Source organism: Pseudomonas sp. JZ134, assembly GCF_051027695.1.
Lineage (GTDB): Bacteria > Pseudomonadota > Gammaproteobacteria > Pseudomonadales > Pseudomonadaceae > Chryseomonas > Chryseomonas luteola.
This window is the reverse complement of the sequence record NZ_CP069250.1, coordinates 1,610,676-1,631,379: the sequence shown is the minus strand read 5'-3', so window position 1 is coordinate 1,631,379 and position 20,704 is coordinate 1,610,676. Positions and strand designations below refer to the sequence as shown.

The following is a 20,704-nucleotide window of genomic DNA, read 5'->3' as shown; positions in this document are numbered from 1 at the left end:
GGCCATATCTGTTTATCTGCCTATTTGGCGGACTGTCCCTGCTCTTAGGCGCCAGCTTCATTTTTGGCATACAGGCGCTACCAACAGGCTATGACTCAAGCTGTAGAAGTGTCTGTGGCTTAGGGCTGATATTTTCTCTATTTTTCGGTCCGCAAATAGGAGCTTACGTCGTTGGAGCTATCTGGTCTGCAATCGCAATCTGCTTATTTGCCTTTGCCTACCGCACACGGAGGTAGCTCCGCCTAACAATGGGTATATGGACTCTCCCCACAAGCAGTGAGGATAGCTTTTTCGATCCTGTCGTCAGCGCGGTTGCATTCGTATATCCGGCCTTTACTGGGCACTGCCCTGGCCATTCTGTAGTTCGCGCAGCAGGGGCCAAGCGTTCAAGCGATCACAAAGATCATCATTGTTATCGACCTTGCTCTGCTGCAGGACTCGCCTGTTCCGACAGTCTCGCTTCTCACCACAACCACTAGAAACTCACGTCATTGTTAGCCTCGCCGTCAGGCAGGCTTTGTGCTTTGCCAGTTACCGCTGAACCGTCGCTCATGGCACCACACCGCCCAGCAGATCCTTACCAATTTGTTGGCTAATGCCACGGCGGCCTTGTTATGGCCGATGCGTTCAGCGGTGTCCAAGGCCCAACGCTGCAGTTGAGTCAGCCGCTCAGGTGTTCGCGCCTTGCAGCGTTTAGCTGCCAATAATGCGGCCCGCGCGCCATGAATCAGCAAAGTGCGGACGTAGACGTTGCCTTTGCAACTGATCCGTCCAAGCCTGCGACGTTCCCCACTGCTGTATTCGTTCGGCGTCATGCCCAGCCAGGCGCTGAGGTGTCGGCCGCTGGCGAAACGTTCAGGCTTGCCAACGGCGGTCTTCAACGCACTGGCTGTCAGCAGGCCAATGCCACTGACTTCGTCGAGCTTATGGACTATTTCGTCATCGGCATGCCAGCGTGCCAGTTGCTCCTCGCACTCGCGCATCGACTGTTCATAGAAGTTGATTTCAGCCAGCACTACTTGCAGCGCACCGCGCAAGGCACGTACTTCGGCCCGCTCGATCAGCTCGCACGCCTGGCGCAGAAAAGGCTTGATGCCGTTCGGTGCGTCAACCCCTGCCTCACGCAGGATGCCGCGCAACAGATTGATGCGTTGAACACGGGATTTCTTCCAGCCCTCGCGCAGCTTGTGGAGTTGCTGCACCTGCTGTTGCTGCATACTCTTGACCGGAACCGGGCGGATTTCCTGGCAACGCGCTGCTTCCAGAATGGCGTCACAGTCGTTGCGGTCTGTCTTGTTGCGTCGCCGATACGGGCGTACGTAACGAGGGTGTAAGAGCACGACACGATGTCCTTTCTCCTGCATCAACCGGCCCCAATGGTGAGCGGTGCCACAGGCTTCCATCACCCACTCGACAGGCTCGAGCTGCTCCTGTAAATATTGCGCAAATGCCCCGGAGTCGAGCCGCTTGCGCCGATCCACCCGACCGACCTGAACACTCTCGGCAACCTGGTAAACGGACTTGGCCAAATCAACCGCTATGCGTTTCATCGCACCTCTCCCAGCGAACAGTCACCACTGTGTTATAGAAGAAATGTGGTGCAGGGAGAGTCCATTACAGCCTTCAAGGCCGTTCGCTTCGCTCACTGGGACGGGCTAAAGCCCGCCCCTTAACCAAACGATGTAGTCAAAAGCATTACGTCGGAGTCTCCATGGAAGGACCAATGACCGCCTCAGCTACTACTCTTTTCCTACCTTCACTATCCTCTCTACAACGCCACTTTGGGCCGTACGAATCAGCTCAGTCAGTGAATTGCCCCGGCCATCAGCTACGTACTTGTCGGCATTAAAGAGCTTCGTCATCGTAGAGCTAACACGCGCGGCGTTTGGGTTAGTACCGCAGCCTAACCCATCATCCAATGGTATGACCCGCCCCGTTAATCAAAGCGTTAACAGTCAGTATGGATACCTCGACATGGAAAACCAGGGAAAGATGCATGGCTGCCGTTTGGCTCCTATAAGCATTTACATTAGTAACAACAATTTATCTAAAGCAGCAAGTCCCTCCCTGCAAAGCTTCAACCCTCTTACACGTCCAATTATTTAATCTTAAACCTTAAACCTCTTATTGCAACTACTTAAATAATTCATTAAGAATTTTATACAAGCTCACCAGCACCCCTTAGCAACTTAATTCTTTAACGCAGCGTTATTAATCATAGCAGCATATGACTTAGCGGTTTTCTAAGATACAAACCAGATCACTTATTGCTTTCACAGGAAGATACTAAAGTATGCCTTTCGAACTAGAAATAAAACAAAACATGAAAAGAGTCATCGCGCCTTTTGCGCATAGCTTTTTAGGCTAAAAATAGACAACCGAACAACCAACCACCCCACGCTGGATTTTATTTATGCGACATTTGTTAGCACTAATATTGGCAACCCTAACTGGGTGCTCAATGATTCCTTATGAAACACCAGAAGCTCGCACAAAAATAGAGCACGACTTAGAAATCTCGCCACAGGAAATTATCGGCATTACTGAAACGAATTGGTGTGCATATAATTATGGCGACCCAGCTCAATGCCGGGCGACCCAAGGTCTAGGAGTACTAACAACAAAAGGCTTAATCCTCAGCCTTTATAAAAGCAAAACCTACCATCATGCTTTTACATTAAAAGCTGAAAATATCCGCTGCACGTACACTTTTACCAGCAAAGACACCCCTGAAATATTTTACGCCTTTACTGACAGTCAAACCTTCATGCTGGCTCCAATAACCCCCGGCGGCCAAATGAATTTACCAATGAAAATAAAAATGTATGACTACTTAAACAAAAAAGGTGCAAGCAAGCTAGTCGGGAAGAATATTTCCTTTACTAAAAATACAGGCGAGCGCGAGTATAGTGGTTTAATCATGATGGTGGGTAACACACCTGTACCATATGCCACGTCTAACTCAATCTATAGAGTAGTCAATCCTTGTTCAACATAACAAATACTTCAAGTCACCCACTTAGCTCTTTATAACCGCCCTTTATACTATTTAACCTATATAAGTGGAATTATGAATCACAAAACTATCACTCTAATTAAATGGTTATTCCTTGTAATTGGTATTGGTCTGTTGATCGGTGCGGTAACCGTGCAATCAAACGATGCCCTTCCGCTACTCCTTCTTGGCCTTAGCTTTGCAGCCATAGGCGGCGGCATCATTGGCTATGGCTGGTGGAGTACAAGAAAGGAAGCCTTTCTCCGTCAACATGGCCACCTAATTCAAGCTGATTTTCAGCGAGTCGAGTTAAACCAAGCTTTGGAAGTCAATGGATCTAACCCTTTCCGCATCATCGCCCAATGGCACGACGCTGAGAATAACCAGTTATTCGTCTTTAAGAGCGTTAATCTGTGGTTTGATCCGAGCAACTTTGTTCAGGACCGGAAGATTCCCGTCTACGTAGATCTAAGCAATCCATCTAGATACCACGTTGACACTTCATTTCTTCCGAAGGTTCGAGGCTAGACCTTAATCCTTTCACGAGCGGACAAACAACGGCAAGCTGCTATTTGTCCGCTCATGACAAACATTAATATGCATCATGCTAATCACCGCATATGGTTTAACCATAAGCTTTCCAGTTAACTATTGCTCCTTACAGCAACTCCGTCGAGTCAATTAATAAATTTTTAGAAGAGAAAATAAATCGGAGCAACTAAGAGCGGGGAAAATTTTGATTTAACTAAAGCAATACATAGAATAAGCAACAGAACCTTTAAAAATACCAACTCATAAGAAGAGCGCATAGCCCTTTTATGAAATATTGCCAACCACCGCTCGAAGGAAGCGCTCAGGCGTGCTGGCAGAGATTCATTTAAGAGACTAATCACATTGAATTCCCTGTCAGACATTAACAAGGTCAACGACTTTAGGTATTTTTTAGCCCTACCACCATGACATCTTTTAGAAAGATGCATTCACCAACAAGGTACAGTGCAAGAGCGCTTGAAGGCTTGAGACTGCTCGTTTAGAAAAAACCTCAGAGTCTACTAAAGCCGGGGGTTCGATCTGTTAATACTAGAAAAAGAAGCGTAGGTATAAGCTGCTGCGCTATTCTCAGAGCGGTCACTGCAACTCTACTGTGCTACAAGACAAAAATGATGCCACAGATGATTGCCCTTTCACTCTCATCAAATCTTTACACAAACAAAAAAAGCATTCCCAGAAGTTCCATCCCAAGGGATGATCTTCTCATAATCATGTTCCAGAACATGAACCTCAAAGTACGGCTGCAATAGCGTCTGTAACTCGCCGAAACTTACAGCCACCATAGGGTGTTCGTCGTGCCATACCTGGCGCTCATCTGCTGTCGTTTTTTCGATGCGAAGTTTCAGTGACTGCTGCTCGCCCTCTCCCCTGTAATTCCAGCACGAACTGAAGTTAAATAAACCTTCAGGGTGATTGGCGGTGTGCGATACAAATGAGTTGTTATCGATAGTGTTCTTGTCGACTGCGTTGAAGCAGAAGATGCCATGATCGGCCAATGCGCCATATACGCTGGCGATACAGGCCTTCAGCCTTTCAACACTTGCGCTGTAATGAATGGAATACAAAAAGCAGGTAATGAGGTCTACCGGCTCTTCTACCGTGAACCTGCACATGTCCCGCAAGGAAAACTGAGCTTCCGGGCAGCGAATGGATGCTCTATCCAGCATGGGCTGATTGATGTCGAGCCCAGCACTTTGATAGCCAGCATCAATAAAATGCCGAACATGCGGCCCTGTTCCGCAGGCAAGGTCGAGGTGCCTGCTTCCGCCATTTCCGAATAACTGATGCAACCGATGAACGCAGTGGCTTTGCGCCTGATAGTTGATATCGGCGCACATGAGATCGTAGTAACCCGACAGGTCGGTATAGAGGGCGTTGCCGGGCATGATGACCTGATTTGAGTGCAGCGTTGGGGGGCGCGCATCATATCCGAAGCGGGTCATCGTAAGAATGGGCGCTGTGGAAGTAAATCGGCCTTTACGAGCCTATTGTGCGCGATAGCGAGCTTGACTCGCATCGCTTGGAGCGCTCAGAGCAGCATGCTAGATGCCTTGCTGGCTTAACGTTTAAAGAATCTGTCATCCACGCCCTATACCGTAACCCTGGTAAGCAGCGCGTCTCCAGATCGTGTTCAGGCAAGAAGTGTTGAAGCCCTCTCCTTCACTCAAGCTTTATATCACTCAGGAAACGCTCCGCCTCAACAGGAGAGCCAAGATGACAAGGAGCGCTGATGCCCCTTCGAAAGATCAGCTTATTCGTGACCTTACCAAGGCCCGTACCGGCCTGATCCACACCTATGTAATGCATGTTGTGTGGTTTGTGGTCATGTGTGTGTTCTTCTCACTGCAATGGGAGAAGCACGGCATGCAGGCGTCAGTTCTGCTTACACTCGTCACGCTTCCACCTGTGCTGTTCTACACCGTGCGGGTTCACAGGCTCTGCCGCAGCATTGATCCCAAGGCGCGTACGGTCGGGCTGATGACCGCGTTGATCACAACGTTTGTGTTGAGCCCTTTTGAATCAGGATTGGTTCTTCCAGCCAAGAACCTGATGGCTGCAAACAAGATTCTCAAGGCTCATCAGCAGGTGACGACTCTGGCTCCTGTCGCCAAAACAGCCAAACAGCTGGGGCAAGCCTGAGCGGTCTACCTTTACCAGATACCATGCCCGGCTCTTACCCGACAAAGGCAATGACTCATGATCTCTGTCGATATTGACGGCTACCGCTTCCAGGTGCGTGCAGCGGCCGTTGTGGAACACGACAACCATATTCTACTACACCGAGGCGTGAATGACTCATTCTGGGCATTACCTGGAGGCCGGGTTGAGCCAGGTGAAAACGCCCAGGCCACACTTGTTCGCGAAATGATGGAGGAGCTTGACGAGCCTATCGTTTGTGGCGAGCTACTATATTTGGTTGAAAACTTCTTTGATTACCTAAACCAGCCAAATCATGAAATCGGTTTGTACTTTCGCGCTCAGCTTCGCAGCCACTCTGCCCTTCTCGATAAGTCGCGTACCCATAACGGCACAGAGGCTGGAACATCATTAGAGTTTCGATGGTTTCCCAGGGCATCCCTTCATGATGTAGACCTGCGCCCTGCCTTTTTGCGTGAATCGCTTTCCTTATCGACGCTTAACTTTCAGCATGTTGTGCAGCGAGGTTAAAACCTGCTTGGCTATACCCTTTCTCCCCTGAGCAACGTATACGGTTGGTTTTGCACTCATTTGGCTTGCACGTTAAGCCGTGCCACCTCACCATTTCACTACCTACCTTAGTAGCCTTATAGGCTCGCGCCGCTTCGATTGCGTTTATAGTGGAAGAGCCGCGTATCGCGGCATCACCTGAAGCAGACAACTCGAATAAGGAATTGCTGAGTGAGCATGTTTAGTCGACGTCGTATTCTGGCGTCCATGGCAGGAGGGGCTGCTGGCCTCGCGCTAATCAATCTTCAAGGGTGCTCGTCGTTCGGGTCAGGCGGTTCTGGCCAGACCAACGATTGGGCCATGGCCGATGCGATCCGCCGCAAGACCACCGTCCCCCGCTTTCCAAACGTAGACTTCGATATCCGCCGCTATGGCGCGGTAGGCGATGGTCGTACCGATAACTCCAAGGCTTTTGCCGCCGCTATTCAGGCCTGCTCCGCTGCTGGCGGTGGTCGGGTACTGGTAACCGGTGGCGATTACCTGACCGGCCCCATCCACCTCAAGTCCAACATCAACCTGCATATCGAAGAAGGCGCAAAGATTCGCTTCATTACCGATCCCAAGGCTTATCTGCCTGCGGTATTCACCCGCTGGGAAGGCATGGAGCTGATGGGTTATTCGCCGCTGATCTACGCGTACCGCCAGAAGAACATTGCCATTACCGGCAAGGGCGAACTGGACGGCCAGGCGGACCGCACTACGTGGTGGCCCTGGAAAGGCAACAAGGAGTGGGGTGTGGAAGGCTATCCTTCTCAGGATGCCGGTCGCGAAGCGTTGATGAAGGATGTGGAGGCTGGCGTACCGCCAGAGCAACGGCTATATGCCGAAGGCTACTATTTCCGTCCACCTTTCGTGCAGCCTTATCTATGCGAGAACGTGCTGATCGAGGATGTGCGCATCGTACGGGCACCCTTCTGGCTCCTGAATCCTGTACTGTGCGAAAACGTGACTGTGCGCGGCGTGCACCTGGAAAGCCTGGGCCCGAACTCGGACGGCTGCGACCCCGAGTCCTGCCGCAACGTAGTCATCGAGAATTGCTTCTTCAATACCGGTGACGACTGCATTGCCATCAAGTCTGGACGTAATGCGGATGGGCGCCGGATCAATCGACCTGCCGAGAACATTGTCATCGCCAACTGCAAGATGGAGGCAGGCCATGGCGGTGTCGTGATTGGCAGCGAGATCTCGGGCGGCGCACGAAACATCTTTGTCGAGCATTGCAGCATGAGCAGCCCTGATCTGGAGCGCGGTATCCGCTTCAAGACTAACTCCATACGCGGCGGCGTAATCGAACATATTCGCTATCGGGATATCACCATTGGAGAGGTTCAGAATGCGGTCGTCATAGACTTCCACTACGAGGAAGGCGATGCCGGGAAGTTCGACCCAACGGTGCGCGATATCGAGATTCGCAACCTCGTCTGCCAGCGTGCCGATCAGGTATTTCAGGTTCGCGGCTTCGAACGGGCACCCATAAAAGACCTACGACTGGTGGATGTTCATTTCCAGAAGGCAGGTGGCATTGGTGTGCTTGAGCACGTGGAGGGTCTGACTGCACAGAACGTCACCATCAACGGGCAACCGTTTACCAGATAGCGGCATAAGATCAGGGCGGGTCGGATAAGTCCCGCCCTTTTCGTGCATCCCAGGTAAACTAGTCTTCTTTTCTGACGTTTGCCTCTCCTCATGACTGACTCCATTCGCCTTTCCAAACGCCTCATTGAACTGCTGGGCTGCTCGCGCCGTGAGGCTGAGCTGTATATCGAAGGGGGTTGGGTAACGGTCGATGGCAACGTTATCGACGAGCCGCAATTTCAGATTCACGCCGAAACGGTGGCATTGCTACTAGGCGCTTCGGCTACCCCGCTGGAGCCGGTAACGTTTCTGGTCTATCAGCCCGCTGGCATCGCCTCACTGCCAGACGCTGACAAGCATCTGCTTAGCCGTGAAACGCACTGGGCGGAAGACCCAAGCGAGCGACCGGTGCTCAAGGGGCATTTTGCTCGCTTAAAGCCAGGGCTGGCATTACAACCCGGCGCGGAAGGGTTGGCGGTTTATAGCCAGGACTGGCGGACGCTGCGCAAACTGACTGAAGATGCCGCCAAGCTTGAGCAGGAATATGTCGTTGAAGTCAGCGGTGAGATGGCGCAGAACGGGCTGGAACGCCTCAAACGCGGTCATACCCATAAAGGCCAGACACTTCCCGCCTGCAAGGTCAGCTGGCAGAACGAGACACGCTTGCGTTTCGCCATGAAGAATCCCGCACCTGGAATCATTCAGCGCCTTTGTGAAAGCGTTGGGCTAAAGGTAGTCAGCATGAAGCGTCTGAGAATAGGCGGCGTTTCGATGGGCAAGCTCCCCTTGGGGCAGTGGCGCTACCTTTCACTTCAGGAGCGCTTCTAACCGCGCTGCCCTTTACGTCCTTCACGCTTATCCAAGGATCACCCCCATGCTCAATAACGATGTATTACGCAGCGTTCGCTACATGTTGGATATCAATGACCGGAAGGTTGCCGATATCTTTAAACTGGCTGGCAAAACGGTCAACTCAGATGACATTACCGCCTTTCTCAAGCGAGATGATGAGGCAGGGTTCGAGCTGTGCCCGGACGAGTTGATGGCCAGCTTTCTGGATGGTCTGGTCTTCCACCTACGCGGCAAGGATGAGAGCCGCCCTGCCCCTCCGCTTGAGCTGCCGGTTACGAACAACCTGGTGATGAAAAAGCTGCGCGTAGCTTTCGAACTCCGGGAAGAAGACATTTTGCAGATTTTGCAGTCCGTAGACTTCACTATTACCAAGCCAGAGCTCAACGCTGTGTTTCGCAAGTTTGGACACAGCAACTACCGCACCTGTGGCGATCAGTTATTACGAAATTTCCTGAAGGGCCTGACGTTACGCGTGCGAGGCTGATCCACCCGCGACCGCATTCCGTCTTATGAATCAGTAGTTTATTTCATGCGCATCCACGACGTTCAAAACCGCCTTGCCGACCTTGGCGCCAAACCCATGCACATCGGACGCGTCAGTCGCGCCTGGCTGAGAGGCCTGCCACTCGACACCGGGACACGGCATCAGCAAACGGAAAACTTTCTGCCGCTGACCGTTCGTGAAGGGCTACCTGAGCTTGCCCGCACGCTCGACGGGCTTGCTCGATTGAAATCAGAGCACCCTGCTGCCGATGGCTCAGCGCGCCTGCTGGTAGAGCTGACCGACGGACAGATGGTGGAAAGCGTACTGTTGCCTCGGGATGGTCTGTGCGTCTCTACACAAGTGGGGTGTGCAGTGGGCTGTGTATTCTGCATGACGGGCAAGAGCGGTTTGCTGCGCCAGGTGGGTAGCGCTGAAATCGTGGCCCAGGTTGCGCTGGCTCGTCGTTTCCGGTCGGTCAAGAAAGTGGTCTTCATGGGGATGGGCGAGCCGGCCCATAATCTGGACAACGTACTGGAAGCGATCGATCTGCTCGGCACAGAGGGCGGCATCGGCCACAAGAACCTGGTGTTTTCAACCGTAGGAGACATGAGGGTATTTGAGCGTCTGCCTCAGCAAACTGTCCGTCCAGCCCTAGCGCTCTCGCTTCACACGACCCGTGCCGACCTGAGACAACAGCTGTTGCCTAAGGCCCCCCGGATAGATCCGGAAGAACTGGTCGAACTTGGCGAAGCCTATGCTCGCCAAACAGGTTACCCCATCCAGTATCAATGGACGCTCTTGGCCGGCATCAATGATAACCAGGAAGAGCTGGACGGCATCCTGCGCCTGCTCAAGGGCAAGTATGCCGTTATGAACATGATTCCCTACAACAGCCTGGAGGGTGATGATTACCAGCGGCCACGCGGTGAGCGTATCGTTGAGATCGTCCGCTATCTCCACAGCCGTGGTGTATTGACCAAAGTCCGTAATTCAGCCGGCCAGGATATCGAGGGTGGTTGCGGGCAACTTAGAGCGCGCGCCGTGCAGACCGTTGACAACAAGCGGCTGATCAAGCGGGTCCGCTAAGCGCCACCCCGCCCTGGCGGCACTACCGTACCGCTTTACACCTGGACATCTTTTTGCCTGAGGCCTGCTTATCGCAGGCAGGCTCGCAGCAATAAGGATGTCCATGAAGCTCTCCCCACACGATCATTGCCTCTTCTGCATCCATGCCGATATGGTTGCCCACTACAAGCAGGTCGAGCGCGAGAAGATCTACCTTTCCACTGATGACGAAGCTACCTGCTTCGATGTGATCGGCGCAAAAAGGTGCCTATTCTCCAGCTCAACGATGGCAGCCGCATGGGTGAGCGTCTTGATATTGCCTGAAAGCTGGCTGAGCTGGGCAACCTAGAGCGTGTCATACGCACCGGAGCCGATATCAGCACCACTCTTGAATGCATCGACAGCATACTTCTCGCCATTAATGGCCTGCTGTTTCCGCGCAATGTTGCGATTAGCCCGCCGGAATTCGTAACCCAATCGGGGCGCGATTATTTTCAGCTGCGCAAGGAAGCGATGATTGAGCGCTCATTTGAGCAGGTCCTTGAGGAAATACCCCTCCACAAGCAAAGCGCAGAAAAAATGCTTGTAGGGCTAAAGGTTTTGCCCATACCGGCAGATAACGGTAACACCCTTAGCTGGGACGACGTACTGATCTATCCAACGCTGCGCAACCTGACGATGGTCAAGGGCCTGGCTATGCCACCCCATGTAAGCCACTACGTTGAGTCCGCAGCCGCACTTACCGGCACGTACACCTACTACGACAGCGCCTTGTAAGCAGTCGTTTAAGGCAAAGTGTTTCATCTGCCGGTGCGAAGAGATAGGCCTGTACACGTCCTGTGCAGGAAGGAAACCTGTTACTCAAAGGCCTCTGCCCTGGCAGACGCAAAAAGGATCTGTACGATGCCGGAAATCGATATCCATCAAGACCCCTTCGTTCAAGGCCTGAAGGAGCGCTTGCCCAGCGACCTGAAAGAGTCGTTCACCGAGGAGCAACTCCAGGCGCTCAAGGTTGCGTTTGGCGCCCGCCAATGGGGAAAGCATGCGATTGACCTTCGCGCCACGTTCAAACTGTGGCGCTGGCGGTACTACTGTGTGTTCCTGGTTGGCCGCAACCGCCGTGATCTGTCCCGGCGCCAGCATGAGCTGTCCCAGATGGCTAAGGCGCTCGTGATTGCTGTTTTCCTGCTGTTTAGTGTCGCGGTTGGCTTGGTAATTCTCTATCTGATCAAATCGGCCCTGAACATCGATATCTTCCCCAACTTCTCGTTTGGTGTGTGGGACTGGTTCAAGAGCCAATTCAACTAGTCCACCTCTGGTAAGACAGCGCTTCCCTTAACCCTAGGACAAGCGCTGCCTTGTCATGCCTGCTTGAATCACCCCTTATCGCCCAAATCGATTTTTATATAAAAAAACATCACTTTTAAGCATATACGGGTGCTGTTATCGTGGGCATATCTGATAAGAACGCGCAGTCGTGCGCGCACAGCCTTAGCCTGAGCAGGATTTTTAATGTACGTATACGACGAATACGACCAGAGGATCGTCGAGGAACGCGTCAAGCAGTTCCGCGATCAGACCCGCCGTTATCTGGCTGGTGAGCTTTCAGGCGAAGAGTATCGCCCACTCCGCCTGCAAAACGGCCTGTATATCCAGCGCTACGCCCCCATGCTGCGTATCGCGGTACCGTATGGCCTGCTCAACACCAAGCAAGTACGCAAACTGGCGCAGATCGCTCGCGACTACGACAAAGGGTATGCCCATGTCAGTACGCGCCAGAACTTTCAGTTCAACTGGCCTGAGCTTGAAGAGATTCCGGATATTCTGGCCGAGCTGGCTACTGTGCAGATGCATGCCATCCAGACCAGTGGCAACTGTATTCGTAACACGACAACCGACCAGTTCGCCGGTGTAGCGGCGGACGAGCTAGTCGACCCACGTCCCTGGTGTGAGATCATCCGCCAGTGGTCGACCTTCCATCCCGAATTCGCCCACCTGCCACGCAAGTTCAAGATTGCCGTGAACGGCGCCAAGATGGACCGTGCCGCCATCGAGGTTCATGACATTGGTCTTGAGGCAGTCAAGAACGAAGCGGGCGAGCTTGGCTTCCGCGTGTTGGTAGGTGGCGGACAAGGCCGTACGCCTTACGTAGGTGCGTTCATCAAGGACTTCCTGCCCTGGCAGCATCTACTGACCTATCTGGAAGCGATCCTGCGCGTCTATAACCGTTATGGTCGTCGGGATAACAAGTTCAAGGCACGCATCAAGATCCTGGTGAAGGCGCTGGGTGAAGAAGCTTTTGCCGAGAAGGTCGAAGCGGAATGGGCGCATCTTAAAGACGGCCCTAGCACCCTGATCGAAGCAGAAGTCGAGCGCGTGTCCAAGTTCTTTGTTGATCCGGCTTATGAAGCGCTCGAAAACCAAAGCGAGGCCTTGGCAAAGCTGGACGCCGAGAATCCGGGCTTTGCCCGCTGGAGAAGCCGCAACACCTTCCCGCACAAGAAGCCGGGTTACGTAGCGGTAACGCTATCCCTCAAGCCCACCGGCACAGCGCCTGGCGATATCACTGATAAGCAGCTCGATACCGCTGCCGAACTGGCAGACCGCTACAGCTTTGGCGAGCTTCGTACGTCCCATACGCAAAACATCATCCTGGCAGATGTCCGTCAGGATCAATTGTTCACGCTGTGGAACGAACTGCGCGAGAATGGTTTTGCGACACCAAATGTGGGCCTTTTAACGGATATGATCTGCTGCCCAGGCGGCGATTTCTGTTCGCTGGCGAATGCCAAGTCCATTCCGGTGGCCGAGTCGATCCAGCGCCGCTTCGATGATCTGGACTATCTGTTCGATATCGGTGATATCGACCTGAACATCTCCGGCTGCATGAACGCCTGCGGGCATCACCATGTAGGCCATATCGGTATTCTGGGCGTAGACAAGAAAGGCGAAGAGTTCTACCAGGTGTCGCTCGGCGGCTATGCCGGTCGTGACGCAAGCCTGGCAAAGATCCTGGGCCCCTCCTTTGCTCAGGACGAAATGCCGGATGTGATCGAGAAGATCATCAATGTTTACGTCGATCAGCGCACCGAAGATGAGCGTTTCATCGATACCTACCGCCGTATTGGCATCGACCCCTTCAAGGAGCGCGTCTATGCAAAGAATCATTAAGGGACGTGAGGTCGTTACCGATAACTGGCACCTGCTGCCAAAGGAAACCACCTTCGAGGAAATTCCCAACAGCGATAACGTCATCATTCCCGCTGCGCTCTGGCTTGAGCATGGTCATGCCTTGACGACACGCGACGGCGGGCTGGGCGTTTGGCTGGATAGCGATGAAGAGCCGGAAAGCATTGCTGATTCCCTGGAGCATTTTCAGGTAATCGCCATTAATTTTCCGGCCTTTACTGACGGTCGCGGCTTCAGCTACGCGCGTCTGCTGCGGGAGCGTTTTGGTTACAAGGGAGAGCTTCGCGCCATTGGCGATGTGCTCCAGGACCAGCTCTTTTTCATGCAGCGTTGTGGCTTTGATGCCTATGTGATCCGTGCAGATCGTGATCCAGAAGCAGCCCTGGCAGGCCTGGACGATTTCACGGTTGCCTACCAGAGCGGTGTAGATCAGCCCCAACCGCTTTTCCGGCGACGCTTGGCCTGATGAAAAAAGCCCCGTATTAGCGGGGCTTTTTTTATAGGCTATGTATTCATTGAAGATTGACGAGTGCCCGTCCGATCATTTTACCTGCCAACATCTGATTGATAGTGCTTGGCAGATCATCAAGCGGTACTTCTCGTGTGATTTCATCCAGCCCCTCCAGCCTCCACTCTGCCGAAAGCTTTTCCCACGTGGCTGCTTTTACAGATAGGGGCAACTCTACCGAGTCTACACCCAGTAGATTGACACCACGCAGAATGAACGGAAAGACCGATGCCTTGAAACCACTGCCAGCCGTCAGGCCGCAGCTGGCAACGCTTGCGCCATAGCTCAGGGACTTCACGATATTAAACAGGATGTCACCGCCCACGGTGTCTACCGCGCCGGCCCATTGCTCTTTTAAAAGCGGCTTTTCAATACCATCTAATACCGTGGCACGATCCAGGATCTGTTGTGCGCCAAGGTGATGGAGAAACTCGGCCTGCTCCAGCTTGCCTGTGGAAGCCGCTACTCGATAGCCCAGCTTGCTCAACAATTTGATGGCAAGGCTTCCAACACCACCACAAGCACCCGTTACCAGAACAGTACCCGCTTCCGGTACAAGGCCTGCATGCTCAAGCTTGTCGATACACAACCCAGCCGTCAGGCCTGCTGTACCCAGCGTCATGGCCTCACGTAGCGACAAAGCCTCAGGCCGTTTGATCACCCAGGCAGCAGGAACACGAATGTATTGCCCGAAGCCTCCCGGCGTATCCATGCCAAGGTCATACCCCGTCACGATGACCTCGTCGCCTTCTTTAAACTCATCCGACTGAGATTCGACCACGATACCGGCCGCATCGATACCAGGGGTATGAGGATAACGTCGTGTAACACCGCGATTACCAATCGCCGACAGGGCATCCTTGTAATTGAGCGAGGAATAACAGACCTTGATCAGCACCTCGCCAGCGGGCAGTTCATCGATACGGCGCTGGATGACCTCTTGCTGGAATGCCCCATGAGGGCCTTCCGTAATCCAGAGCGCCTTGAAAGTATCCATCTACTGTCTCCTAATCGTGATGCCTGAAAACCTGGGCATTACTGCCAGGGGCGATGCTGAGTGAATCTACCCCACCATGTCGTAACCAGTCGGTCGACAGTGGCGCTGGCAAACAGACCTACGCGCTCAGGCAATGTCTTTCTTTCAATAAAGCGAACCTGGAAAAGCTCTGCCACTTTGGCTCGCTCGCACAGGTATTCGTCACTGGTCTTGAGTTCATCAACCAGACGCTTACCCAATGCCGATTCACCGAGCCATACCTCTCCTGTGGCCACCTCATCCATGATCAGTTGCGGGCGATACCGATTCACGAAGTTCTTGAAGAGTTCATGGGTTTTCTCCAGGTCTTCCTGAAATTTCTCGCGCCCTTTTTCCGTATTTTCACCGAATACCGTCAAGGTGCGCTTGTATTCGCCAGCCGTAAGAACCTCATAATCGACATCGTGCTTTTTCAGCAGCTTGTGAACGTTGGGTAGCTGGGCAACAACACCGATCGAGCCCAGAATGGCAAATGGCGCACTCAGGATGCGGTCACCGATACAGGCCATCATGTATCCGCCACTGGCAGCAACTTTGTCGACACAGATCGTCAACGGAACACCTGCCTGACGGATGCGTGCCAGTTGCGAGGCTGCCAGCCCATAGCCATGCACCATGCCTCCACCGCTCTCCAGACGAACAACCACTTCATCCTTGGAAGTTGCCATCGTTAATACGGCCGTCACCTCATGGCGCAGTTGCTCAGTGGCAGACGCCTTGATGTCGCCATCAAAATTCAGCACATAGACGTGGCTCTTGGCAGCCCCTTTCTTGCGATTGGCCTTTTCTGCTTTCGCCTCCTCCTTGCGCATCGTCTTGAAGCGTTCCTTGTCAAGGACGCTCTGCTGCAAGCGGAGCCGTAGCGATTTGTAGAAATCATTTAGTTTCTGGACTTCAAGGTGTCCTCCCGTAGCACGCTTGCCTTTACTGCGTAGGGCAGCGATAAAAATCAGCACCGCTATGATGGCAATAACAACCGTAACGGTCTTAATTAGAAAACTGGCGTAATCCGCAAAAAAATCCACATGCTCTCCTTACTGTCGACAAGCCTTCAGCTCATCCACGACTCTTGATCCACTAAGCATACTCATGGCTACGCTTGCCAGCCAGCGGGACACCCAGGCAACTATAGCGTATTCAAACAACCGTATGATTTTCCATTGACAGCGAACACTAGCCACCCTACTCTCGATTCATTGCCGCTGATGAGCGGCTGGGCTAACCGCGGACGCGTCCGCATTCACGTACGACCCCCTAAGGATTCCGCATATGAGCAGTGCTGACATCATCGAAAACCTGAAAAGCAAGTTCAATCCTGATGCGGCCGCCGGCCTGGATCTCACTTATCAGTTTGACATCGAAGATGGTGAGAATTATCACCTGGTTGTGAAAGATCAGACTTGCGACGTCAAGGCAGGCAATGCTGACGAGCCGGATTGCACGCTCATCATGAATACCGACACGCTCAAAGGCATCGTTTCTGGCGAAACGGATGGCATGCAGGCCTTCATGGCTGGCAAGGTTCGCGCCGAAGGCAACATGATGCTGGCCATGAAGCTCAGCGAATTGTTCCCTAACTAAGCACGTGAAAGCCGGAGCATGCTCCGGCTTTTTTATAGCGGAGAAATGACATGAGCGCAGCGTTCGATCTTACCGGCAAGACAGCATTTGTCTCTGGCGCAAGCCGCGGCATAGGTGCTGCTATCGCCCATTTGCTCGCTGCGCAGGGTGCTCATGTCATCGTATCCAGCCGCAAGGCCGACGGCTGCCAATCGGTTGCAGACGCGATTATCCAGGCTGGCGGTCAGGCAACCGTCATGCCCTGCCATATCGGGGACCTTGATCAGATCAGGCAGACGTTTATCTACATCGGTGAGCGCTTTGGCTCTTTAGATATCCTGGTTAACAATGCCGCTATCAATCCGCAGTTCGGGCATATTCTCGACACGGACGCCGAGGCATTTCAAAAGACGGTTGATGTCAATATCCGCGGATATCTGTTCATGTCCATCGAGGCGGGCAAATTGATGCGCCAAGCCGGCACGGGCGGAAGCATTATTAACATAGCCTCGGTCAACGGCGTTTCGCCGGGCCTCATGCAGGGTGTTTACTCCATCACAAAGGCGGCGGTTATCAACCTCACCAAAGTCTTTGCCAAGGAATGCGCCAGTTTTGGCATCCGCTGCAACGCCTTGCTTCCCGGCCTTACCGATACACGCTTTGCATCGGCACTGGTCAATAACCCCTCCATCCTCAATCTGGCGCTTCAGCAGATCCCGCTCAAGCGTGTCGCACAACCGGACGAGATGGCTGGCGCAGTGCTGTACCTTGCCAGTGATGCGTCAAGCTATACCACCGGTACGATCCTAAACGTCGACGGTGGCCTCTTGGCATAACCGCCTGGGCTTTCTAACCCCTCCATTATTAGGCACTATACGGCCCGCCCCGCCGGGATGGCGGTCTTGTCGAGCTGTAGTTATGCCTTATGATTTTGCGCTTGAACCCATCACACTTATTATCCTCGCGGCCGTTGCCTTTCTTGCAGGCTTCATCGATGCGGAGGCGGCCTGCTAACGGTTCCCGCCCTGCTCCTTGCTGGCGTGCCTCCTCACTTGGTACTGGGTACGAACAAGCTGAGTTCGACCTTTGGCAGCGCAACGGCAGCCTATACGTTCTATCGCAAGAAACTGTTTACGCCCCTCAAATGGAAAAATGCCCTGAGCGCTACCGCACTGGGCGCAGCCGTAGGTGCAATCGGCGCACATTATCTTCCTGCACATTGGCTGGACCGACTACTTCCGCTCGCCGTATTCGGATGCGGTATCTACCTGCTGTTTGGTCGGCTGCCTGAAGCTCCGCTGGATGCTGATGCTCAGATCCCTCGGAAGCGGCAATGGCCACAAGGGCTGGGACTGGGGTTTTACGATGGTTTGATCGGACCAGGCACGGGCGCTTTCTGGACGATCAGCACACTCATTCTCTACCGGATCGATCTCGTCAGGGCCAGCGGCGTAGCACGTACGATGAATTTTGTCAGCAATGGCGTAGCCCTGGCGGTGTTTATCTGCCTTGGCCAAGTGGTCTGGATGCTTGGACTGACCATGGGTATTTCGCTGATGTTTGGCGCCTACCTGGGCGCCCATACCGCCATAGCCGGAGGCGCTAAATTCATACGCCCCCTGTTTATTCTAGTCGTACTGGCACTGACGGCGCGTTTAGTCTGGCAACACTGGTTCGGGCATGCCTAGCCTGCGAGCGATATAAAGCTCTATGAGGAAACGGGCAATGGACTGTTTGGCTGGCAGCTGGGGCAGATTATCCAGCTTGAACCATTGGGCATCTTCGATTTCCTCCGGCTGGCAAACAATATCTCCGCCAGCATACTCGGCATGGAAGCCCAGCATTAATGAGTGAGGAAAGGGCCAGCTCTGACTTCCCAGGTAGTGCAGGTTCTTGACGTCGACGGCTACCTCTTCCTTGACCTCACGCGCCACGCACGCCTCGATGGTCTCACCTGGCTCTACAAACCCCGCCAAGGTACTGTAAACGCCCGGTGCAAAGCGCGGAGAACGTGCCAGTAAGACTTCATCACCCCGAGTAATCAGCACAATGATACTGGGCGACAAACGCGGATACTGGGTCAGCCCGCAGGCAGGACAATTAAGCCCGCGCTGCCCCTTGATGATCACAGTCGGCGTGGCGCAGCGGCCACAGTAACGATGGTCATTGGCCCAGGTGCCAATCTGTGCGGCATAACCCAACATCTTGAAGACGGCATGCTCGGCCTTGAGCATCAACGGGCGAAGAGGCTGCCACTCATGACCCTCAAGCTCGGGAGCAGACACGACTTCATACAGGGCAACAGCCTGGCCATCGAAATAGCCCAAGCCGTAGATACCGGATGTTGTCAGCTCTTTTAAAAACGGAGAACTCTGAGAAAACAGAACATTGTCTTCTCGGGTCAGAAAACCCATCGGACTATGGACAATGATCAAACTATCAACACTGCCTGACAGGTCCAGGCAACCCGGCTCCCAATGACTCATGCTGCGGCAACAGGCCTCCACCCTAGGGCACTTACACTCTCTGTAGCCAGCTCGAGGATATCGGGCTGCCCAGAACGGGACGCCATTGCACCGCTTTCAAGGAAGAACTCGATGCTGCTCAATGCATCCGCCAGTACTTCGAGTAGCGAAGCAGTCGGCATGTTCAAATTATTCACCATATGCGCCTGAATATACTGGGCGCAGATACCAGTCAGCTCCGCCGCACGGGCATGCTCCAGAAACAACAGAGCACCTCTCACGTTATGCAGCGTTGCAGGGACATTGGCCAGGTGTATGGCTTCACCCCTGGCGTCCAGATACGCCGAAATGGATTGCTTGGCATTGGAAAGCCCTGTCTTGGCTTCAGCCAGCAGCAGCATCTGGGCCTCGTTCAACAGGTGGTTGCCAAACGACTCGCCCTCCTGCCCTGGCGACGCGGGTACTGGGCAGGTTTCCTTGTCGGTTTCGTGCTCAAAACAGGAAACCAAGCTTTCCACATAAAGGATGGCATCGGCGAGATTGTCGAGCTGCACCTGTTCCACCGCTCCGGCTTTGGCCCACTGATTCAGCACGGGCAAATGTGCTTGCAGGGCTTGACCCGCGGAAGGCTGTCCTACCATGATCAATGTCTTCGCCAGAATACCCAGCTGGATATAGAGTCGGGCATACGCATCAGGCTCAGCCACACGCCGTTCTACAAGATCCAGCAGTTCCTTAACGGTTGCCAACTCTTCATGAATCGCTTGCGAAAGCGATTGCATAACCGCCTGGCTTGGTCCTGTCAGCCTGCGATATTCTCTGTCGAGCATCGCGTCGGTATAAGGCAGCGTATCGATGGAGAACGCTTCTCGCAGCTCTTCAGCGCGGGCACCCGAGCTTTCCGACAAGGCGATAAGGTACAGGAGATCCTTCAGGATACTACGAGGCGGTTCGTACTCCGGTACCGTCAACAGCTGACGGAGCTCACGGTCAAGACGCGAAAACAGCTGCTTCCGTGTCCGGTGAAGTAGCAGGTCGCCCTCTCGAAAAGCTTCAATGGCAGCCGCACCGACCCAACACAGCCTTGCTCCCGCTTGATCACATAAAAGATGGTCGAGGCGCGTCAGTGCACGCTCCATCAAGTTGAGGCTCGCCTTGGGGTTCTGCTCCTTAAGCAGGCCCAGCAAGCCAATCTGATACATTTGCCGCATGCGACGCGCCAGCCCGCGCTGCTCGTTGAGAGACAAGTCATCAGTACGTGAGACAGGGTTACGCGGCAGATCCAGCCGGACCGTGAAGAAATAGCATTCAGGTAACGCGGGTTGCCCCGTCACGCGACGCAACTCGTTAATAGCAGGCAGTAACAGCTCCGGCATTTCTTCATAACGGCTGCGGAACTGCTCAAGGTAACGACGCAATACATGCAGGGCGTGACAGAGCGCCATCAAATGGTCGTCACGTTCTGCGCCAGCACCTGCCGGAATGTCAGTCACCAGCTCAAATGTTTCGTGGGCGAGCAGCTCGGCTCCAGCCAGCTCAATAAGGGACAGGGCACCGCGAATCTGATGAATGCATTCGACGGCACGCTGGAGCAGACTACTGCAGTGCCGCTCCATAATGAAACGCTCTAAATTCTGTTCAGCCTGATCGATGGTCGCGAACAATTCGTCGCGCACCAGACTCAGTGCTCTCGCTCCGGTAACCATACCGTCAAACG

At 53.5% G+C, this 20,704-nt stretch carries 21 protein-coding genes and 1 pseudogene; 16 read left to right on the top strand and 6 right to left on the bottom strand.

The genetic code is table 11. The annotated features are described in order from the left end of the window. Positions 1 to 506 precede the first annotated feature (506 nt). Positions 507 to 1,550 carry an IS110 family transposase gene (locus tag JQR86_RS07625; RefSeq protein WP_434154628.1) on the bottom strand — a complete coding sequence of 348 codons (1,044 nt, stop codon included), beginning with the start codon at positions 1,548 to 1,550 and terminating at the stop codon, positions 507 to 509. 911 nt (positions 1,551 to 2,461) lie between these two features. Here JQR86_RS07625 and JQR86_RS07620 point away from each other — a divergent pair. Both JQR86_RS07620 and JQR86_RS07615 read left to right on the top strand, forming a co-directional pair. Further along, entirely contained in the window at positions 2,462 to 2,998 is a 537-nt protein-coding gene (locus tag JQR86_RS07620; protein ID WP_434154627.1) for a hypothetical protein, read from the top strand. Positions 2,999 to 3,070: 72 nt separating this feature from the next. Further along, positions 3,071 to 3,523, top strand: a complete 453-nt coding sequence (locus JQR86_RS07615; protein ID WP_286787670.1) for a hypothetical protein — start codon at positions 3,071 to 3,073, stop codon at positions 3,521 to 3,523. Between the two features lie 665 nt (positions 3,524 to 4,188). Here the strand turns inward: JQR86_RS07615 and JQR86_RS07610 are convergent. Then, positions 4,189 to 4,932, bottom strand: coding sequence for a class I SAM-dependent DNA methyltransferase (locus tag JQR86_RS07610; protein ID WP_434154625.1), 744 nt, complete (start codon positions 4,930 to 4,932; stop codon positions 4,189 to 4,191). A gap of 328 nt (positions 4,933 to 5,260) precedes the next feature. On the opposite strand from JQR86_RS07610, the gene JQR86_RS07605 reads away from it, so the two are divergent. The 11 genes from JQR86_RS07605 (at position 5,261) to JQR86_RS07555 (ending at position 13,884) form a co-directional block, all read left to right on the top strand. Next, positions 5,261 to 5,686, top strand: coding sequence for a hypothetical protein (locus JQR86_RS07605; protein WP_312510290.1), 426 nt, complete (start codon positions 5,261 to 5,263; stop codon positions 5,684 to 5,686). Positions 5,687 to 5,743: 57 nt separating this feature from the next. Continuing rightward, on the top strand, positions 5,744 to 6,214 hold the full coding sequence (locus JQR86_RS07600; protein ID WP_407361963.1) for an NUDIX hydrolase: 471 nt from the start codon (positions 5,744 to 5,746) through the stop codon (positions 6,212 to 6,214). A gap of 216 nt (positions 6,215 to 6,430) precedes the next feature. After that, the gene (locus JQR86_RS07595; RefSeq protein WP_407363392.1) at positions 6,431 to 7,849 is read left to right on the top strand and encodes a glycoside hydrolase family 28 protein; all 1,419 of its coding nucleotides are present in this window, start codon (positions 6,431 to 6,433) and stop codon (positions 7,847 to 7,849) included. Positions 7,850 to 7,939: 90 nt separating this feature from the next. After that, a complete protein-coding gene (locus JQR86_RS07590; RefSeq protein WP_407361964.1) occupies positions 7,940 to 8,656 on the top strand; it encodes an rRNA pseudouridine synthase in 717 nt (238 codons plus the stop codon). A 46-nt stretch (positions 8,657 to 8,702) separates the two neighbouring features. Then, positions 8,703 to 9,164: a DUF1456 family protein gene (locus JQR86_RS07585; protein WP_150347094.1), complete on the top strand. Its 462-nt coding sequence runs from the start codon at positions 8,703 to 8,705 to the stop codon at positions 9,162 to 9,164. A 45-nt stretch (positions 9,165 to 9,209) separates the two neighbouring features. Further along, positions 9,210 to 10,250, top strand: a complete 1,041-nt coding sequence (locus tag JQR86_RS07580) for an RNA methyltransferase (protein WP_407361965.1) — start codon at positions 9,210 to 9,212, stop codon at positions 10,248 to 10,250. 103 nt (positions 10,251 to 10,353) lie between these two features. Beyond that, positions 10,354 to 10,578 (top strand): hypothetical protein, encoded by a 225-nt coding sequence (locus JQR86_RS07575; protein WP_125888328.1) that lies wholly within the window; start codon positions 10,354 to 10,356, stop codon positions 10,576 to 10,578. Beyond that, entirely contained in the window at positions 10,557 to 11,006 is a 450-nt protein-coding gene (locus tag JQR86_RS07570) for a hypothetical protein (RefSeq protein WP_434154852.1), read from the top strand. The genes JQR86_RS07575 and JQR86_RS07570 overlap by 22 nt, the downstream gene beginning before the upstream one ends. A gap of 126 nt (positions 11,007 to 11,132) precedes the next feature. Next, a complete protein-coding gene (locus JQR86_RS07565; RefSeq protein WP_150347090.1) occupies positions 11,133 to 11,537 on the top strand; it encodes a 3-phosphoshikimate 1-carboxyvinyltransferase in 405 nt (134 codons plus the stop codon). Between the two features lie 204 nt (positions 11,538 to 11,741). Continuing rightward, positions 11,742 to 13,400, top strand: a complete 1,659-nt coding sequence (locus JQR86_RS07560; protein WP_312510284.1) for a nitrite/sulfite reductase — start codon at positions 11,742 to 11,744, stop codon at positions 13,398 to 13,400. Then, positions 13,384 to 13,884 (top strand): DUF934 domain-containing protein, encoded by a 501-nt coding sequence (locus tag JQR86_RS07555; RefSeq protein ID WP_010794851.1) that lies wholly within the window; start codon positions 13,384 to 13,386, stop codon positions 13,882 to 13,884. Before JQR86_RS07560 ends, JQR86_RS07555 begins: the two co-directional genes overlap by 17 nt. 46 nt (positions 13,885 to 13,930) lie before the next feature. On the opposite strand, the gene JQR86_RS07550 is transcribed toward JQR86_RS07555, so the two are convergent. Continuing rightward, on the bottom strand, positions 13,931 to 14,923 hold the full coding sequence (locus JQR86_RS07550) for a YhdH/YhfP family quinone oxidoreductase (protein WP_434154623.1): 993 nt from the start codon (positions 14,921 to 14,923) through the stop codon (positions 13,931 to 13,933). A 38-nt stretch (positions 14,924 to 14,961) separates the two neighbouring features. After that, on the bottom strand, positions 14,962 to 15,987 hold the full coding sequence (gene sohB / locus JQR86_RS07545) for a protease SohB (RefSeq protein ID WP_407361966.1): 1,026 nt from the start codon (positions 15,985 to 15,987) through the stop codon (positions 14,962 to 14,964). Between the two features lie 244 nt (positions 15,988 to 16,231). Here sohB and JQR86_RS07540 point away from each other — a divergent pair, with 244 nt between their 5' ends. From JQR86_RS07540 to JQR86_RS07530, 3 genes and pseudogenes are all read left to right on the top strand, one after another. Continuing rightward, complete coding sequence (locus JQR86_RS07540; protein ID WP_010794854.1) at positions 16,232 to 16,543, top strand: SCP2 sterol-binding domain-containing protein; 312 nt, start codon at positions 16,232 to 16,234, stop codon at positions 16,541 to 16,543. A gap of 50 nt (positions 16,544 to 16,593) precedes the next feature. After that, positions 16,594 to 17,358 carry an SDR family oxidoreductase gene (locus tag JQR86_RS07535; RefSeq protein ID WP_407361967.1) on the top strand — a complete coding sequence of 255 codons (765 nt, stop codon included), beginning with the start codon at positions 16,594 to 16,596 and terminating at the stop codon, positions 17,356 to 17,358. A gap of 82 nt (positions 17,359 to 17,440) precedes the next feature. Beyond that, a pseudogene (locus tag JQR86_RS07530) lies at positions 17,441 to 18,210 on the top strand (TSUP family transporter). Here JQR86_RS07530 and nudC read toward each other — a convergent pair. Both nudC and JQR86_RS07520 read right to left on the bottom strand, forming a co-directional pair. Further along, complete coding sequence (gene nudC, locus JQR86_RS07525; protein ID WP_239382847.1) at positions 18,178 to 19,008, bottom strand: NAD(+) diphosphatase; 831 nt, start codon at positions 19,006 to 19,008, stop codon at positions 18,178 to 18,180. The pseudogene JQR86_RS07530 and the gene nudC sit on opposite strands and share 33 nt — an antisense overlap. Beyond that, positions 19,005 to 20,693, bottom strand: coding sequence for a ferrous iron transporter B (locus JQR86_RS07520; protein WP_074823979.1), 1,689 nt, complete (start codon positions 20,691 to 20,693; stop codon positions 19,005 to 19,007). Before JQR86_RS07520 ends, nudC begins: the two co-directional genes overlap by 4 nt. Between the last annotated feature and the right edge of the window lie 11 nt (positions 20,694 to 20,704).

Excerpts from the sequence above, each read along its gene's own strand:
- JQR86_RS07615 (WP_286787670.1), top strand. The coding sequence starts at position 3,071 with ATGAATCACAAAACTATCACTCTAATTAAATGGTTATTCCTTGTAATT.
- JQR86_RS07580 (WP_407361965.1), top strand. The coding sequence starts at position 9,210 with ATGCGCATCCACGACGTTCAAAACCGCCTTGCCGACCTTGGCGCCAAA.
- JQR86_RS07610 (WP_434154625.1), bottom strand. The coding sequence starts at position 4,932 with ATGCCCGGCAACGCCCTCTATACCGACCTGTCGGGTTACTACGATCTC.
- JQR86_RS07590 (WP_407361964.1), top strand. The coding sequence starts at position 7,940 with ATGACTGACTCCATTCGCCTTTCCAAACGCCTCATTGAACTGCTGGGC.
- nudC (WP_239382847.1), bottom strand. The coding sequence starts at position 19,008 with ATGAGTCATTGGGAGCCGGGTTGCCTGGACCTGTCAGGCAGTGTTGAT.
- JQR86_RS07520 (WP_074823979.1), bottom strand. The coding sequence starts at position 20,693 with ATGGTTACCGGAGCGAGAGCACTGAGTCTGGTGCGCGACGAATTGTTC.
- JQR86_RS07555 (WP_010794851.1), top strand. The coding sequence starts at position 13,384 with ATGCAAAGAATCATTAAGGGACGTGAGGTCGTTACCGATAACTGGCAC.
- JQR86_RS07535 (WP_407361967.1), top strand. The coding sequence starts at position 16,594 with ATGAGCGCAGCGTTCGATCTTACCGGCAAGACAGCATTTGTCTCTGGC.
- JQR86_RS07550 (WP_434154623.1), bottom strand. The coding sequence starts at position 14,923 with ATGGATACTTTCAAGGCGCTCTGGATTACGGAAGGCCCTCATGGGGCA.
- JQR86_RS07600 (WP_407361963.1), top strand. The coding sequence starts at position 5,744 with ATGATCTCTGTCGATATTGACGGCTACCGCTTCCAGGTGCGTGCAGCG.
- JQR86_RS07560 (WP_312510284.1), top strand. The coding sequence starts at position 11,742 with ATGTACGTATACGACGAATACGACCAGAGGATCGTCGAGGAACGCGTC.
- JQR86_RS07585 (WP_150347094.1), top strand. The coding sequence starts at position 8,703 with ATGCTCAATAACGATGTATTACGCAGCGTTCGCTACATGTTGGATATC.
- JQR86_RS07625 (WP_434154628.1), bottom strand. The coding sequence starts at position 1,550 with ATGAAACGCATAGCGGTTGATTTGGCCAAGTCCGTTTACCAGGTTGCC.
- JQR86_RS07575 (WP_125888328.1), top strand. The coding sequence starts at position 10,354 with ATGAAGCTCTCCCCACACGATCATTGCCTCTTCTGCATCCATGCCGAT.
- JQR86_RS07540 (WP_010794854.1), top strand. The coding sequence starts at position 16,232 with ATGAGCAGTGCTGACATCATCGAAAACCTGAAAAGCAAGTTCAATCCT.
- JQR86_RS07605 (WP_312510290.1), top strand. The coding sequence starts at position 5,261 with ATGACAAGGAGCGCTGATGCCCCTTCGAAAGATCAGCTTATTCGTGAC.
- JQR86_RS07595 (WP_407363392.1), top strand. The coding sequence starts at position 6,431 with ATGTTTAGTCGACGTCGTATTCTGGCGTCCATGGCAGGAGGGGCTGCT.
- JQR86_RS07620 (WP_434154627.1), top strand. The coding sequence starts at position 2,462 with ATGATTCCTTATGAAACACCAGAAGCTCGCACAAAAATAGAGCACGAC.
- JQR86_RS07565 (WP_150347090.1), top strand. The coding sequence starts at position 11,133 with ATGCCGGAAATCGATATCCATCAAGACCCCTTCGTTCAAGGCCTGAAG.